At 71.5% G+C, this 14,842-nt stretch carries 15 protein-coding genes; 14 read left to right on the plus strand and 1 reads right to left on the minus strand.

What is annotated here, in order from left to right:
- Window positions 1–65 precede the first annotated feature (65 nt).
- The 12 genes from ACFO9I_RS10670 to ACFO9I_RS10725 all read left to right on the plus strand — a co-directional run bounded on the left by ACFO9I_RS10670 (window position 66) and on the right by ACFO9I_RS10725 (window position 11,296).
- On the plus strand, window positions 66–800 hold the full coding sequence (locus ACFO9I_RS10670; RefSeq protein ID WP_379180578.1) for a helix-turn-helix transcriptional regulator: 735 nt from the start codon (window positions 66–68) through the stop codon (window positions 798–800).
- The gene (gene sufB, locus ACFO9I_RS10675; RefSeq protein ID WP_379180580.1) at window positions 797–2,215 is read left to right on the plus strand and encodes a Fe-S cluster assembly protein SufB; all 1,419 of its coding nucleotides are present in this window, start codon (window positions 797–799) and stop codon (window positions 2,213–2,215) included. The genes ACFO9I_RS10670 and sufB overlap by 4 nt, the downstream gene beginning before the upstream one ends.
- Window positions 2,216–2,289: 74 nt before the next feature.
- On the plus strand, window positions 2,290–3,504 hold the full coding sequence (gene sufD / locus ACFO9I_RS10680) for a Fe-S cluster assembly protein SufD (protein ID WP_379180582.1): 1,215 nt from the start codon (window positions 2,290–2,292) through the stop codon (window positions 3,502–3,504).
- Window positions 3,504–3,839, plus strand: a complete 336-nt coding sequence (locus ACFO9I_RS10685; RefSeq protein WP_379180584.1) for a non-heme iron oxygenase ferredoxin subunit — start codon at window positions 3,504–3,506, stop codon at window positions 3,837–3,839. The genes sufD and ACFO9I_RS10685 overlap by 1 nt, the downstream gene beginning before the upstream one ends.
- 44 nt (window positions 3,840–3,883) lie before the next feature.
- Window positions 3,884–4,645, plus strand: coding sequence for a Fe-S cluster assembly ATPase SufC (gene sufC, locus ACFO9I_RS10690; protein ID WP_379180585.1), 762 nt, complete (start codon window positions 3,884–3,886; stop codon window positions 4,643–4,645).
- Window positions 4,646–4,681: 36 nt separating this feature from the next.
- Entirely contained in the window at window positions 4,682–5,938 is a 1,257-nt protein-coding gene (locus ACFO9I_RS10695; protein ID WP_379180587.1) for a cysteine desulfurase, read from the plus strand.
- Window positions 5,939–5,940: 2 nt separating this feature from the next.
- Window positions 5,941–6,423, plus strand: a complete 483-nt coding sequence (gene sufU / locus ACFO9I_RS10700) for a Fe-S cluster assembly sulfur transfer protein SufU (protein ID WP_379180589.1) — start codon at window positions 5,941–5,943, stop codon at window positions 6,421–6,423.
- The gene (locus ACFO9I_RS10705) at window positions 6,423–6,815 is read left to right on the plus strand and encodes a metal-sulfur cluster assembly factor (protein ID WP_379180591.1); all 393 of its coding nucleotides are present in this window, start codon (window positions 6,423–6,425) and stop codon (window positions 6,813–6,815) included. Before sufU ends, ACFO9I_RS10705 begins: the two co-directional genes overlap by 1 nt.
- Window positions 6,816–7,228: 413 nt before the next feature.
- The gene (locus tag ACFO9I_RS10710) at window positions 7,229–7,855 is read left to right on the plus strand and encodes an acVLRF1 family peptidyl-tRNA hydrolase (RefSeq protein WP_379180593.1); all 627 of its coding nucleotides are present in this window, start codon (window positions 7,229–7,231) and stop codon (window positions 7,853–7,855) included.
- A 10-nt stretch (window positions 7,856–7,865) separates the two neighbouring features.
- The gene (locus ACFO9I_RS10715) at window positions 7,866–8,792 is read left to right on the plus strand and encodes an ABC transporter ATP-binding protein (RefSeq protein WP_379180595.1); all 927 of its coding nucleotides are present in this window, start codon (window positions 7,866–7,868) and stop codon (window positions 8,790–8,792) included.
- On the plus strand, window positions 8,789–10,360 hold the full coding sequence (locus ACFO9I_RS10720) for an ABC transporter permease (RefSeq protein ID WP_379180597.1): 1,572 nt from the start codon (window positions 8,789–8,791) through the stop codon (window positions 10,358–10,360). The genes ACFO9I_RS10715 and ACFO9I_RS10720 overlap by 4 nt, the downstream gene beginning before the upstream one ends.
- Before the next feature lie 30 nt (window positions 10,361–10,390).
- Window positions 10,391–11,296: a phosphotransferase gene (locus tag ACFO9I_RS10725; protein WP_379180599.1), complete on the plus strand. Its 906-nt coding sequence runs from the start codon at window positions 10,391–10,393 to the stop codon at window positions 11,294–11,296.
- Between the two features lie 21 nt (window positions 11,297–11,317).
- On the opposite strand, the gene ACFO9I_RS10730 is transcribed toward ACFO9I_RS10725, so the two are convergent.
- Complete coding sequence (locus ACFO9I_RS10730) at window positions 11,318–12,265, minus strand: neutral zinc metallopeptidase (RefSeq protein WP_379180601.1); 948 nt, start codon at window positions 12,263–12,265, stop codon at window positions 11,318–11,320.
- Window positions 12,266–12,382: 117 nt separating this feature from the next.
- On the opposite strand from ACFO9I_RS10730, the gene ACFO9I_RS10735 reads away from it, so the two are divergent.
- Together ACFO9I_RS10735 and ACFO9I_RS10740 are read left to right on the plus strand one after the other, a co-directional pair.
- Window positions 12,383–13,981 carry an ABC-F family ATP-binding cassette domain-containing protein gene (locus tag ACFO9I_RS10735; RefSeq protein ID WP_379180603.1) on the plus strand — a complete coding sequence of 533 codons (1,599 nt, stop codon included), beginning with the start codon at window positions 12,383–12,385 and terminating at the stop codon, window positions 13,979–13,981.
- A gap of 55 nt (window positions 13,982–14,036) precedes the next feature.
- Window positions 14,037–14,831 (plus strand): enoyl-CoA hydratase/isomerase family protein, encoded by a 795-nt coding sequence (locus ACFO9I_RS10740; protein WP_379180605.1) that lies wholly within the window; start codon window positions 14,037–14,039, stop codon window positions 14,829–14,831.
- The last annotated feature ends 11 nt before the right edge of the window (window positions 14,832–14,842 follow it).

Consider the following 14,842-nt stretch of genomic DNA (forward strand, 5'->3'; position numbering starts at 1 on the left):
CCGGTGCCGGGCGGTAAGGCGACCCTTACTTGAACGCCTCTCACCATTAACGGCACACTGGTGTTGTGGAATTCGACGACAAGGCCCGTGGGGCCGACGACCAGCCGACGCGCCAGCGCGTCGTCCGGTCGATCCTCGTCAACGGCCCCTCCACCGCTGCGGCGCTCGCCGAGCGCCTCGACCTGACCCCGGCCGCGGTCCGCCGGCACCTCGACCAGCTGCTCGAGGAGGGCGCCGTCGAGGCCCGCGAGCCTCGGCACCTCGCGTCGCGCGGTCGCGGCCGCCCCGCCAAGCTCTTCGCGTTGACCGAGGCCGGCCGCGACGGCTTCGACCAGCAGTACGACGACCTCGCCGTCCAGGCGCTGCGCTTCCTCGCCGAGACCGGCGGGGAGAAGGCGGTGCGGGAATTCGCCGACCGTCGCGTGGCGTTCGTCGAGGAGAGGTTCCACGACGTCCAGCGCGAGCAGCCGGAGCTGTCCCCGGCCGAGGTGCTCGCGCGGGTCTTCACCGACGAGGGGTACGCCGCGTCCGTGCGCGAGCTGCCCCGCACCGGGCCGCTGAGCAGCTCTCCGGGCGGACCCAGCGCGGGGGAGCAGCTGTGCCAGCAGCACTGCCCGGTCTCCCACGTCGCCCACGAGTTCCCCCAGCTGTGCGAGGCAGAGACCGCGGCGATCAGCCGCGTGCTCGGCAGCCACGTGCAGCGGCTGGCCACCATCGCCCACGGCGACGGGGTCTGCACCACATGCATCCCCCACACGTCTCCATCCACCGGCAAGACGAAGGAGCAGGTCACCACATGACGACCATCGACGAGCGCAACCCCGAGCTCGAGGGCATCGGTCGCTACGACTTCGGCTGGAGCGACCCCGACGTCGCCGGTGCCTCGGCCCAGCGTGGTCTCAACGAGGCCGTCGTGCGCGACATCTCGGGCAAGAAGAACGAGCCGCAGTGGATGCTCGACCTGCGCCTGAAGGGGCTGAAGCTCTTCGACCGCAAGCCGATGCCGACCTGGGGCTCGGACCTGTCGACGATCGACTTCGACAACATCAAGTACTTCGTCCGGTCCACGGAGAAGCAGGCGACCTCGTGGGAGGAGCTTCCCGAGGACATCAAGAACACCTACGACAAGCTCGGCATCCCCGAGGCGGAGAAGCAGCGCCTCGTGGCCGGCGTCGCGGCGCAGTACGAGTCCGAGGTCGTCTACCACCAGATCCGCGAGGACCTCGAGGAGCAGGGCGTCATCTTCCTCGACACCGACACCGCGCTGCGCGAGCACGAGGACCTCTTCCGGGAGTACTTCGGCACCGTCATCCCGGTGGGCGACAACAAGTTCGCCGCGCTGAACACCTCGGTGTGGTCCGGCGGCTCGTTCATCTACGTGCCGAAGGGTGTCCACGTCGACATCCCGCTGCAGGCCTACTTCCGGATCAACACCGAGAACATGGGCCAGTTCGAGCGCACCCTGATCATCGTCGACGAGGGCGCCTACGTGCACTACGTCGAGGGCTGCACGGCGCCGATCTACAAGTCCGACTCGCTGCACTCCGCGGTCGTCGAGATCATCGTGAAGAAGGGCGGCCGCTGCCGCTACACGACCATCCAGAACTGGTCGAACAACGTCTACAACCTCGTCACCAAGCGCGCGACCTGCGAGGCCGGCGCGACGATGGAGTGGGTCGACGGCAACATCGGCTCCAAGGTGACGATGAAGTACCCCGCCGTCTACCTGATGGGCGAGCACGCCAAGGGCGAGACGCTCTCGATCGCGTTCGCGGGCGAGGGCCAGCACCAGGACGCCGGCGCCAAGATGGTGCACGCCGCGCCGTACACCTCCTCCTCGATCCTGTCGAAGTCGGTGGCCCGTGGTGGCGGCCGGACGTCCTACCGCGGCCTGATCCAGGTCAACGAGGGCGCCCACGGCTCGAAGTCCAACGTGCTGTGCGACGCGCTGCTCGTCGACCAGATCAGCCGTTCCGACACCTACCCCTACGTCGACATCCGCGAGGACGACGTGTCGATGGGCCACGAGGCCTCGGTCTCGAAGGTCTCCGACGACCAGCTCTTCTACCTGATGTCGCGCGGCATGGAGCAGGACGAGGCGATGGCGATGATCGTCCGCGGCTTCGTCGAGCCGATCGCCAAGGAGCTGCCGATGGAGTACGCCCTCGAGCTCAACCGCCTCATCGAGCTGCAGATGGAGGGCGCGGTCGGCTGACGCCGTACCGCCCCCCGTCCCGCCCCCGGTGGTCGAGCCCGTCGAGACCACGACGCCCAGGAAAGAACTGACGAGTGACTGTGACTGACACCGCCCGCGAGAGCGTGGCCTCCTCCCTCGAGCTCGACAAGGTCGACTCGCACCTGCACCCCGAGGGCTCCTTCGAGGTGGCCGACCACCCCGTGCCCACCGGGCGCGAGGAGGTGTGGCGCTTCACGCCCCTGAAGCGGCTGCGCGACCTGCACGCGGACGCCGACCTGTCCGGCACCCACGTCGGTGCCGAGGCGACGGCGCCCGACGGCGTGCGCATCGAGCAGATCGAGGCAGACAGCCCGCTGCGCGGCTCCAGCGGCCTGGTGCCCGTCGACCGGGTCAGCGCCCGCGTGTGGCACGAGGCGGCCCGCCGGTACGCCGTGACCGTGCCGCGGGAGACCGAGCTGGACGCCCCGGTGATCATCGACGTCCGCGGCACCGGCATCGACACCGCCTCGTCCTCGCACGTCGTCGTCACCGCCGAGCCGCACAGCAAGGCCACCGTGGTGTTCCGGTTCATCGGCTCGGCCACGCTGGCCGACCTCACCGAGATCGTCGTCGGTGACGGTGCGCAGCTGACCGTCGTCAGCATCGACGACTGGGAGGACGACGCCGTCCACCTCGGCCACCGGCACGTGAAGGTCGGGCGGGACGCCACCTTCAAGCACGTCGACGTGTCCTTCGGCGGCAACGTGGTGCGCCACGACACGACCGCCGAGTACGCCGGCCCCGGCGGCTCGGTGGAGATGCTCGGCATGTACTTCGCCGACGGCGACACCGACCACGGCGGCCAGCACATCGAGCACCGCCTCTTCGTCGACCACACCGCGCCCAACACGCGCAGCAACGTGGTCTACAAGGGCGCGCTGCAGGGCGAGGGCGCCCACACGGTCTGGATCGGCAACGTGCTGATCCGCAAGGTCGCCGAGGGCATCGAGACCTACGAGGAGAACCGCAACCTGGTCCTCACCGACGGGTGCCAGGCCGACTCGGTCCCCAACCTCGAGATCGAGACCGGCGAGATCGAGGGCGCCGGCCACGCGTCGGCCACCGGCCGCTTCGACGACGAGCAGCTGTTCTACCTGCGCTCGCGCGGTGTCGAGGAGGACGAGGCCCGGCGCCTGGTCGTGCACGGCTTCTTCAACGACCTGATCCGCAAGATCGACGTCCCGGCGATCGAGGCCCAGCTGCGCGAGACCGTCGAGGCCGAGCTGGCCAAGAACGTCCTCAAGGCATTCCCGGGAAGCGCGGTCTGATGGCGTTCGAGCGCGTCTGCGCCCCCGAGGAGGTCCGGGTCGACGAGGGCCTGGCGGTCCGCGTCGGCGACCTCGACGTGGCGATCGCCCGTGACGGCGACGAGTTCTTCGCCGTCCAGGACCTCTGCTCCCACGCGGCGGTGGCGCTCAGCGAGGGCGAGGTGGCCGACTGCCAGATCGAGTGCTGGCTGCACGGCTCGCGCTTCGACCTGCGCACCGGCAAGCCCACCGGGCTGCCCGCGACGGAGCCGGTGTCGGTGTTCCCCGTCGAGGTCCGCGAGGACGGCGTGTACGTCGACACCACCACCACCCTCAACGGCGTCCAGCCGTCCTGACCAACCCAGACTTCGATCAGACTTCGAGCAAGGAAGAGACACAGATGAGCACGCTGGAGATCAAGGACCTGCACGTCTCGGTCGACACCGAGGACGGCGCCAAGGAGATCCTCAAGGGCGTCACGCTGACCATCAAGGACGGCGAGACGCACGCGATCATGGGTCCGAACGGGTCCGGCAAGTCGACCCTGGCCTACTCGATCGCGGGCCACCCGAAGTACACCGTCACCGGCGGCACCGTGACCCTCGACGGCGAGGACGTCCTCGCGATGTCGGTCGACGAGCGCGCCCGCGCCGGCCTGTTCCTGGCCATGCAGTACCCCGTCGAGGTCCCCGGCGTCTCCGTCGCGAACTTCCTGCGCACCGCCAAGACCGCGATCGACGGCGAGGCGCCGAAGCTGCGCACGTGGGTCAAGGACGTCAACAGCGCCCTCGAGCGCCTCGACCTCGACTCGACGTTCTCGCAGCGCTCGGTCAACGAGGGCTTCTCGGGCGGCGAGAAGAAGCGCCACGAGATCGCGCAGCTCGAGCTGCTCGACCCGAAGGTCGCGGTCCTCGACGAGACCGACTCCGGCCTCGACATCGACGCGCTGAAGATCGTCTCCGAGGGCGTGAACCGCTTCCGTGCGCAGGAGGGCAAGGGTGTCCTGCTGATCACGCACTACACGCGCATCCTGCGCTACATCCAGCCCGATCACGTCCACGTCTTCGTGAACGGCAAGGTCGCGGCGTCCGGCGGTTCCGAGCTCGCCGAGCAGCTCGAGGCCGAGGGCTACGACAAGTACGTGCGTCCGGCGACCGTCTGACCCGTCACACCGATCGCGCGTAGGGAGGAACATCTGATGGAAGGCCTGCTTCCGGAGCTGGAAGTCATCCGCAAGGACTTCCCGATCCTCGAGCGCGTGCTCGCGGGCGGCCACCCGCTGGTCTACCTCGACAGCGCGAACACCTCGCAGAAGCCGCAGGTCGTGATCGACACCATGGTCGACCACCTCGAGCGGCACAACGCGAACGTCGCGCGCGCCATGCACCAGCTCGGTGCCGAGGCATCGGAGGCGTTCGAGAGCGCCCGCGACAAGGTGGCGGCGTTCGTCAAGGCGCCCAGCCGCGACGAGGTGATCTTCACCAAGAACGCCTCGGAGGCGCTCAACCTGGTGGCGAACACCCTCGCCTGGGCCACCGGCGACCTCTCGATCGGGGAGGGCGACGAGGTCGTCATCACCGAGATGGAGCACCACTCCAACATCGTGCCGTGGCAGCTCCTCACCGAGCGCAAGGGCGCGACCCTGCGCTGGTTCGGGCTGACCGACGACGGCCGGCTCGACCTGTCGAACATCGACGAGCTGGTCAACGAGCGCACCAAGGTCGTCTCGCTGACGTGGGTCTCGAACATGCTGGGGACCATCAACCCGGTCGCCGAGATCGCGCGGCGTGCCCACGAGGTCGGCGCTCTCGTCGTGCTCGACGCCTCCCAGGCCGCGCCCCAGCTGCCCGTGGACGTGGTGGCCTCCGGCGCCGACCTGCTGGCCTTCACCGGCCACAAGGTCGTCGGACCCACCGGCATCGGCGTCCTCTGGGGCAAGCGTGAGGTCCTCGACCAGCTGCCGCCGTTCCTCGGTGGCGGCGAGATGATCGAGACCGTCCGCATGGAGCGGTCGACGTACGCCTCCGTCCCGCACAAGTTCGAGGCCGGGACCCCGCCGATCGTCGAGGCCGTCGGCCTCGGTGCCGCGGTCGACTACCTCAGCGCGGTGGGCATGGAGGCGGTGCACGCGCACGAGCAGGCGGTGACGGCGTACGCCCTCGAGGGGCTCGCGACCGTCCCCGGCCTGACGGTGCTCGGACCGCTCGACGCCACGCAGCGCGGCGGGGCGATCTCGTTCGAGATCGAGGGCGTGCACCCGCACGACGTCGCCCAGGTGCTCGACTCGCGCGGCATCGCGGTGCGCGCCGGGCACCACTGCGCGAAGCCGGCGCACGCGCGGTTCGGCGTGCAGAGCTCCACGCGGATGTCGTCGTACCTCTACACCACGCCGGGAGAGATCGACGCCCTCGTGGAGGGCCTCGAGTACACCCGTTCCTACTTCAAGCTGGGGTGACCGTGACGAGCCAGGATCTGGATGCGCTCTACCAGGAGATCATCCTCGACCACTACAAGAACCCTCATCACAAGGGCCTGCGCGACCCGTTCGAGGCCGAGGTCCACCACGTCAACCCGACGTGCGGTGACGAGGTGACCCTGCGGGTCCACCTCGACGGGGACGTCGTCGGCGACGTGTCGTACGACGCCGTCGGCTGCTCGATCTCGCAGGCGTCGGCCTCGGTGATGACCGACCTCGTCATCGGCAAGAAGGTGGACGAGGCGATGGCCATCCACCAGGAGTTCCTGACGCTCATGCAGGGCAAGGGCACCGTGGAGCCGGACGAGGACGTGCTGGAGGACGGCATCGCCTTCGCCGGTGTCGCGAAGTTCCCGGCGCGCGTGAAGTGCGCGCTGCTGGGCTGGATGGCCTGGAAGGACGCCACGGCCGCCGCTTCGGTGGCCGAGGGCGCCGTGACCGCCGAGACCAAGGAGAGCAACTGATGACCGACCAGTCCGTCGACCACGCGGTCGACCACGGAGACCTGCCCGAGGTGCCCGAGGCCACGTCCGGCGGCGGCACGTCCACCGTCACGGTCGAGGACGTCACCGAGGCGATGAAGGACGTCGTCGACCCCGAGCTCGGCATCAACGTCGTCGACCTCGGCCTCGTCTACGACGTGCACCTCGACGAGTCGTCCAACTGCGTCCTCGACATGACGCTCACCTCGGCCGCGTGCCCGCTGACCGACGTGATCCAGGACCAGACCAACAGCGCCCTCGAGGGCCTGGTCAACGACGTCGCGATCAACTGGGTCTGGATGCCGCCGTGGGGCCCGGACAAGATCACCGAGGACGGCCGCGAGCAGCTGCGGGCGCTCGGCTTCAACGTCTGAGCGCGTTCCGCAGCCGCACCGCACGATCGAGGAGCGCCCGGACGTGGTCCGGGCGCTCCGTCGCGTGCTGGCGACCGATCCGGAGCGACTCGACCAGATCGGGGGTGATGCCCTCGGCGATCCGCACCTGCGTCCGCCTCGAGGTCCGGGAGGGCGAAGCTGCCGCGCCTGAGCCGGCGTACGCGTCCCTCCACCACCGCCTCGTCGATGGCGGCACGCGACGTGGCCCGCTCGAGGGCGGCGTACTCCGCGACGCCGCCTCCGAGCTCGCGGAGCGTCTCCATCACCAGCCCGACGCCGTCCACGGGGCCGCCGAACTGCCAGTCGGTGTGCGGCGCTCGCTGCTGCCGAGCTGCGGACCCGTCAGGGCGTCGAGGCGCGCGACGACGTGGCCGGTCGGCTAGCGTCGACCCGTGCCCGCCGTCCTCGTCCCCGCCGCCCGGATGGAGCGGTGGGTGCACAACTTCAACGGACGGCACGGGACGACCGGGCTGGCCGTCGTGGACGGCGCGCTGACCGGTGCGGCGTCGGACGGCTCCACCTTCACCGCCCGGCTCCCGTTCGAGGGGGCGTACGCCGGCCTCCCGGACGCCGCCGGGTTCGCGGCGGCGGCGCGGGAACTGCCGGCCGCCTGGGGCGTGCTCCTGGTCCGCAAGGGCGGCTTCGCGGTGGCCCGGCTGGCGGGGGAGGAGATCGCCGACTCCAAGGTCGGGCAGCGCCACGTCCAGGGCCGGACCAAGGCCGGGGGCCAGAGCCAGCAGCGGTTCGCCCGCCGGCGGGACAACCAGGCCCGGCAGGCCTACGAGGCGGCCGCCGACCACGCGGCCCGGATCCTGGGCGGCCTCGACGGGCCACTGGTCGCCGGCGGGGACCGCACCGCGGTCGACGAGGTGCTGGAGGACCCGCGACTCAGGAACCTGCACCCGGTCGAGCCGTGGCTCCCGGTGCCCGACCCGCGCCGCAGCGTCCTCGAGGCCGCGATCGGTGACGCGTCGGCGATCCGCGTCGATGTCACCAACGCGGACGGCTCCAGCGCCTAGCGTGGACCGTGTGACGCACCCGATCGAGATCGCCGGACTCGTCAAGACCTTCGGCAACACCCGGGCGCTCGACGGTCTCGACCTGGTCGTCGAGCAGGGACAGATCCACGGCTTCCTCGGCCCGAACGGATCGGGGAAGTCCACGACGATCCGGGTGCTGCTCGGCATGCTCCGCAAGGACGCAGGCGAGGCCCGCCTCTTCGGTGGGGATCCCTGGCGGGACGCGGCCGAGCTGCACCGTCGGCTGGCCTACGTCCCCGGCGACGTGAACCTGTGGCCCAACCTCACCGGCGGCGAGGTCATCGACCTGCTCGGACGGCTCCGCGGCGGTGTCGACCCGAAGCGACGCGACGAGCTCGTCGAGCGGTTCGAGCTGGACCCCACGAAGAAGGGCCGCAGCTACTCCAAGGGCAACCGGCAGAAGGTCGCCCTCGTCGCCGCCCTCGCCTCCGACGTGGAGCTGCTGGTGCTCGACGAGCCGACATCGGGGCTGGACCCCCTCATGGAGTCGGTCTTCCAGGAGCACGTCGACGCGTTCCGCGACAGCGGGCACACCGTGCTGCTCTCCAGCCACATCCTCGCCGAGGTGGAGGAGCTCTGCGACCGGGTCAGCATCATCCGGGCGGGGCGGACCGTCGAGTCGGGCACGCTGGGGGACCTGCGCCACCTCACGCGCACCTCGGTGCACGCCGAGCTCCGGGACGTTCCTGTCGGCCTGGACGCACTGCCCGGCATCCACGACCTCGCGGTCGACGGGACCCGCGCCCGGTTCGAGGTCGACACCGCCGAGCTCGACCACGCGCTCGCGGTCCTGCTGCGGTACGGCGTCCGGTCCCTGGCGAGCCAGCCGCCGACCCTGGAGGAGCTCTTCCTGCGCCACTACGGCGACGACCTGTCGGCCGATGACGAGGACGTTCCCCGTGGCGGCGTCCGATGACCGGAGCACGGATCTTCCTGCAGACGTTCCTGCGCCGGGACCGGTGGATGCTCGTGGCCTGGTCGATCGGAGGCGTGCTGCTCTACTACAGCCAGGCGGTGAGCGTCGACGGCCTCTACACGAGCCAGGCCGAGTTCGACCGGGCCGCGGAGACCATGGGCCACAACGCGGCCTTCGTCGCGATGGCCGGTCCCGCCAGGGCCCTGAACACGATCGGGGGCCAGGTCACCTGGCAGGCCACGGCCTTCGGCGCGGTCGTGGCCGGCCTGATGAGCATGTTCCTCGTCGGCCGGCACACCCGCGCCGAGGAGGAGAGCGGGCGCGACGAGCTGCTGCGCGCCGCGGCCGTGGGGAGGTACGCCCCCATGACGGCGGCGCTGGTCGTCGGACTGGCCGCGAACGCGCTGCTCGGCCTGCTCGTGGCCCTGAGCCTGTGGTCCTACCCCCTGGCCGCGGCCGACTCGTTCGGCCTCGGCCTCGGCCTGATGCTGTGTGGCTGGTTCTTCACCGGGACCGCGCTGGTGGCCGCCCAGCTGACCGCGAGCACCCGGTCGATGTACGGGCTGTGCGGGGCCGTGCTCGGGCTCGCCTACGCGCTGCGGGCCGTCGGCGACGTGGGCTACCCGGTCCTGAGCTGGCTGTCCCCGATCGGGTGGTACCAGGCCATGCACGCGTTCTCCGGCCTGCGCTGGTGGCCGGGGCTCCTGCTGCTCGCCGGGAGCGCGGCCACCGCCGCAGCGGCGTACGCGCTCTTCGACCGGCGCGACGTCGGGTCGGGGCTGCTGGCGGCGCGGCCCGGGCCGGCAAGCGCGGGGGCCGGTCTGCGCAGCGCGCTCGGGCTCGCCTGGCGTCTGCAGCGCGGCGCGGTCGTCGGCTGGACGATGGGGGTGCTGTTCGTGGGGCTCGCGTACGGCGCGATCGGCAACGACGTGGGTGACCTGATGGGCGACTCGCAGGCCTCCCGGGACCTGTTCGCCCAGGCGGGCACCGACCTCGTGGACGGCTTCTACGCGACCGCGTGCCTGATGCTCGCGCTCCTCGCCAGCGGCTACGCGATCTCCAGCGCCCTGCGCCCGCGGACCGAGGAGGACGACGGTCGCGTGGAGGACCTCCTGGCCACCGCCCTGCCCCGCCGGCGCTGGCTCCCGGGCCACACGGCCGTCACCGTCGCCGGGTCGCTCTCGGTGGCGGTCGGGGCCGCGGTCGGGCTGGGGCTCGGCTACGCGATGGTCACCGGCGAGGCCGGCACGGCCGTGCGGCTCTCGGTCCCGGTGCTCGGCTACCTGCCGGCCATCCTGGTCCTCAGCGGCACCGCCCGGATGCTGTACGGCGTGAGCCCGCGCGCCGCGTCCCTGGCCTGGCTGCCGCTGGTGGTCGCGGTCGTGGTGATGTTCTTCGGCGAGCTGCTCCGGCTCCCGCAGTGGTTCCAGGACCTCTCGCCCTTCGAGCACCTCGCCCTGGTGCCGGCGGAGAGCTTCCGCTGGGTGCCGTTCCTGGCGCTCGCGGCCCTGGCGCTCGGGCTGAGCCTGGCTGGACAGGTGGCGTTCGTACGCCGCGACATCCGCTGATTCCGGCGCCCGCGGTGTCAGGATGGCGGCATGTGGCAGCCCGAAGCGGGGTGGCACCCCCTGCCCGGCGGGTCCGGCCCGTCGACCCTGGGCGTCTGGCGCGCCGTCCTGGGTGACCAGGCCGTCGTCGTGAAGCGCCTCGCCGCGCCGCGGGAGCACGACCCCGCGGAGCTCTCGGACCCCCGGCACTTCGCCTACTGGCGGCGCGCGGCCGACGTCGCCCTCTCGGGCCTCGTCGACACCGGCCCGGGGCTCCGCGCCCCGATGACGGCCGTCGAGGAGGACGTCGACGGGATCACCCTGACCCAGGCCTGGGTCGAGGACACCGCCAACAGCGGGCTCTTCGCCGCGCACGCCCTCGGGAGGTTCGCCGGCGCCCGGCTGGGCGGGGCGACGTGGCTGGCGCGCGACCAGCTGCGGGACCGGATGTCCCGCGTCGCGCGTCGGGGCGGCTGGCCGACGCTGGCCCGGACCACGGTGGCGGACGTGGCCGACCACCTCTGGCGCAGGCGCGAGGCGTGGCTGGGGGCGGTCGACCTGCTCCCGCAGGTGCCGCAGCACGGTGACCCCGTGCCGGCCAACCTCCCGGGCCGCGACGGCGACGAGGTGGTGGCGGTCGACTGGGGGACCCTCGGCCACGGGCCGGTCGGCGCCGACCTCGGCTACTACGTGCTCTCCGCTCGCGAGGAGTTCGAGCCGCTGCTGGACGCCTACCTGCTCGGCCTCCCGGAGGGGCTGGCGGACCGGGACGAGGTGGCCCTCGGCGCCCGGGTGACCGCTGTCTACACGGTCCTCAACCGGGCCGAGTGGGCGCTGGCCCGGGTGGCCGGGGGAGAGGGAGCGCTGGCCGCGAAGTACCGGCACCCCGCGGTGGCCCCCCACCTGCGGTCCCTCCAGCGGCAGTTCCCGCTGATCGAGGCGATGCTGGCGGGCTGACCGACCGTGGCCCCGGGTGGCTCAGAGGTTGTCGGTGGCGAACGTGTCGCAGGCGTCGAGGCTGCCCTGGGAGAAGCCGGTCCTGAACCACTTCACCCGCGAGGCCGCCGAGCCGTGCGTCCACTGCTCGGGGTTCACGCGACCGCCGGTCTCCTGCTGGATCCGGTCGTCACCGACGGCGGTGGCCGCGGCGATGGCCTGCTGGATGTCGGCGTCGGTGAGCGACGAGAACAGCGGCTCGCCGGTGGCGTCGTCGGTGGTCGTGGCGCTCTTGGCCCACATCCCGGCGTAGCAGTCGGCCTGGAGCTCGAGGCGTACCGAGTCGCTCTGCGGTCCCTGCTGGGTCTTCACCCGGCCCATCGTGCCGAGGAGGTTCTGGACGTGGTGGCCGTACTCGTGCGCCAGCACGTAGGGCTCCACGAAGGCGCCGCTGGGGCCGTCGAGCTGCTTCTCGAGCACGGCGTCGAAGAACGTGGTGTCGAGGTAGATCGTGCGGTCCACCGGGCAGTAGAACGGCCCCACCTCGGAGGTCGCCTGGCCGCAACCGGTGCCGACGGCGTCGGTGAACGTCTCCACCTGCTTCTCGGGGCGGAAGTCGGTGCTCGACTGGTCGGGCAGGGTGGCCGACCAGTAGGCGTAGAGCGAGTTCTCGACCGCGACCCGGGCGCAGTCCTCGCTCTCGTTGGCGTCGGCGCCGGTCCGGCAGCCGTCGTACCGTCCCGTGTCGGCCATCCGGCTGCTGTCGAGGTCGCCGCCGCCCGCGGGCGAGCCGGAGCCCCCGTCGTTCAGGCACTGGGTGAGCACGATGAACAGCACGACGATGATCACGCCGCCGATGCCGCCCCCGGCCTTCATGCCACCCGGGATCGGGATGGCGCCGCCGCCTCCGCCGAGCCCGCCGCCGCGCCGTCCGCGACCGGCGTCGCCCATCCGGCTGGTGTCGAGACGGGCCTTGGGGTTGAAGCGCATGGGGGGTGACCTTCCGCGGGAGGGCTGACAGCCGGGGTCGTACCCCGCACGGGGGGTGGTCAACCAGGCGTCCCGATATGACCGGGACCCCCGGCCGAACCTAGACTAGCCAGCCTCATGATCACCGCTCACCAGCTCGAGGTCCGTGCCGGCGCGCGGCTCCTCATGGAGAACGTCAGCTTCCGGGTCGCCGCCGGCGACAAGGTCGGGCTGGTGGGCCGCAACGGCGCCGGCAAGACCACCCTCACCAAGATCCTCGCGGGTGAGGCGCTGCCCGCGTCCGGCTCGGTGCAGGCCACCGGGGAGGTGGGCTACCTGCCCCAGGACCCCCGGATCGGCGACCCCGAGGTGCTCGCGCGCGACCGGATCCTGTCCGCGCGCGGCCTCGACGACGTCGTACGCCGCCTGCGGGAGGCCGAGGCCCAGATGGGCAGCGACGACCCGGACGTCAGCGAGCGGGCGATGAAGCGCTACGCGCGTGCCGACGCGGAGCTGCACGCCGGGGGCGGGTACGCCGCGGAGTCCGAGGCCGCCCAGATCGCCAGCAGCCTCGGCATCGAGGACCGGATCCTCGGTCAGCAGCTCAAGACCCTCTCCGGTGGCCAGCGCCGCCGGGTCGAGCTGGCGCGCATCCTGTTCTCCGGCGCGGACACGCTGCTCCTCGACGAGCCGACCAACCACCTCGACGCCGACTCGATCGTGTGGCTGCGGGAGTTCCTCAAGTCCCACAAGGGCGGGCTGATCGTGATCAGCCACGACAACGAGCTGCTCGAGACCACGGTCAACAAGGTGCTCCACCTCGACGCCAACCGGGGCGTCATCGACGTCTACAACATGGGTTGGAAGGCCTACCTCACGCAGCGCGAGACCGACGAGCGCCGCCGCAAGCGCGAGCGCGCGAACGCCGAGAGCAAGGCCAAGACCCTCACCGACCAGGCCAACAAGATGCGCGCGAAGGCCAGCAAGGCCACGGCGGCGCAGTCGATGCTGAAGCGCGCCGAGAAGATGATGGCCGGCGTCGAGGGTGAGCGGCGGGCCGACAAGGTCGCCCGGATCAAGTTCCCGGCCCCGGCTCCCTGCGGCAAGACGCCGCTGACCGCGAGCGAGCTGTCGAAGTCCTACGGCTCCCTCGAGGTGTTCACCGACGTCGACCTCGCCATCGACAAGGGCAGCCGGGTCGTCATCCTGGGCCTCAACGGCGCCGGCAAGACCACCATGCTGCGGATCCTCGCCGGGGTCGACCAGCCAGACACCGGAGAGGTGATCCCGGGGCACGGGCTCAAGCTCGGCTACTACGCCCAGGAGCACGAGACCCTCGACACCGACCGCACGGTGCTGGAGAACATGCAGAGCTCGGCGCCACAGCTGACCGACACCGAGGCGCGCAGCGTGCTGGGGTCGTTCCTGTTCTCCGGCGACGACGCCAACAAGCCCGCGGGCGTGCTGTCGGGTGGCGAGAAGACCCGGCTGGCGCTGGCCAGCCTCGTCGTGTCGAGCGCCAACGTGCTGCTGCTCGACGAGCCGACCAACAACCTCGACCCGGCGTCTCGCGAGGAGGTGCTGGCGGCGATCCGCACCTACGAGGGCGCGATCATCCTGGTCACCCACGACGAGGGCGCGGTGCGCGCGCTCGAGCCGGACCGGGTGCTGCTGCTGCCCGACGGTGACGAGGACCTCTGGAACGACGACTACGCCGACCTGGTCTCGCTGGCCTGACCCGCGCCGCGGCGGCACCGCCGGGGGCGTCGGCGGGCGCACCTAGACTCCGGTCATGACCCCTGAGGCCCTGTCCGCGGTCGGGCTGCGCTACGAGCAGACCGGCCCCGTCGCCACCATCACCCTTGACCGCCCCCAGGTCCGCAACGCGCAGACCCCGGCCATGTGGCGGGCGCTGGCGAGCCTGGGCGCACAGCTCCCCGACGAGACCCGGGTGGTCGTGGTCCGCGGTGCCGGCCACAGCTTCTCGGCCGGGCTGGACCGCAGCATGCTCGAGCCGGGCGGGGCGCCGGTGGGCGTCGAGACGGTCGCCGACCTGCTCACGATGAGCGACGAGCAGATGTCCGCGACCATCGACGACTACCAGCAGGGCTTCACCTTCCTGCGCGACCCGCGCTTCATCTCCGTCGCCGCCGTCCAGGGGTACGCCGTGGGCGCGGGCTTCCAGCTGGCGCTGGCCTGCGACCTCCGGGTGGTCGCCGACGACGCCCAGCTGTGCATGAAGGAGTCGGCGCTCGGCCTGGTCCCGGACCTGACGGGAACAAAGCCGCTGGTCGAGAGCGTTGGCTACGCCAGGGCACTGGAGATCTGCGTGACGGCCCGGATGGTCGGGGCGGCGGAGGCCGTCGACATTGGGCTGGCCCTCGCGGCCGTCCCCGCCGACCAGCTGGACGCCACCGTCGCGGACCTCGTGGGCGCCCTGACCGCACCGATGCCCGGTGCGGTCACCGAGACCAAGGCGCTGCTCCTCGGAGCAGCGCAGCGAGACCTCGAGGAGCAGCGTCGCCTGGAGCGTGAGGCGCAGGTGCGGCGGTTCCGGGAGGTGGCCCGCGTGCTGGCGGGCCGGTGAGGAGAGAACGT

Origin of the sequence: Nocardioides sp. GCM10023255 (assembly GCF_042653125.1) — a bacterium.
GTDB lineage: Bacteria > Actinomycetota > Actinomycetes > Propionibacteriales > Nocardioidaceae > Nocardioides.

What these genes read in the sequence shown, in the direction of transcription:
- sufB (WP_379180580.1), top strand. Translation starts at nt 797, where the DNA reads ATGACGACCATCGACGAGCGCAACCCCGAGCTCGAGGGCATCGGTCGC.
- ACFO9I_RS10685 (WP_379180584.1), top strand. Translation starts at nt 3,504, where the DNA reads ATGGCGTTCGAGCGCGTCTGCGCCCCCGAGGAGGTCCGGGTCGACGAG.
- sufC (WP_379180585.1), top strand. Translation starts at nt 3,884, where the DNA reads ATGAGCACGCTGGAGATCAAGGACCTGCACGTCTCGGTCGACACCGAG.
- ACFO9I_RS10695 (WP_379180587.1), top strand. Translation starts at nt 4,682, where the DNA reads ATGGAAGGCCTGCTTCCGGAGCTGGAAGTCATCCGCAAGGACTTCCCG.
- ACFO9I_RS10705 (WP_379180591.1), top strand. Translation starts at nt 6,423, where the DNA reads ATGACCGACCAGTCCGTCGACCACGCGGTCGACCACGGAGACCTGCCC.
- ACFO9I_RS10720 (WP_379180597.1), top strand. Translation starts at nt 8,789, where the DNA reads ATGACCGGAGCACGGATCTTCCTGCAGACGTTCCTGCGCCGGGACCGG.
- ACFO9I_RS10725 (WP_379180599.1), top strand. Translation starts at nt 10,391, where the DNA reads ATGTGGCAGCCCGAAGCGGGGTGGCACCCCCTGCCCGGCGGGTCCGGC.
- ACFO9I_RS10730 (WP_379180601.1), bottom strand. Translation starts at nt 12,265, where the DNA reads ATGCGCTTCAACCCCAAGGCCCGTCTCGACACCAGCCGGATGGGCGAC.
- ACFO9I_RS10735 (WP_379180603.1), top strand. Translation starts at nt 12,383, where the DNA reads ATGATCACCGCTCACCAGCTCGAGGTCCGTGCCGGCGCGCGGCTCCTC.
- ACFO9I_RS10740 (WP_379180605.1), top strand. Translation starts at nt 14,037, where the DNA reads ATGACCCCTGAGGCCCTGTCCGCGGTCGGGCTGCGCTACGAGCAGACC.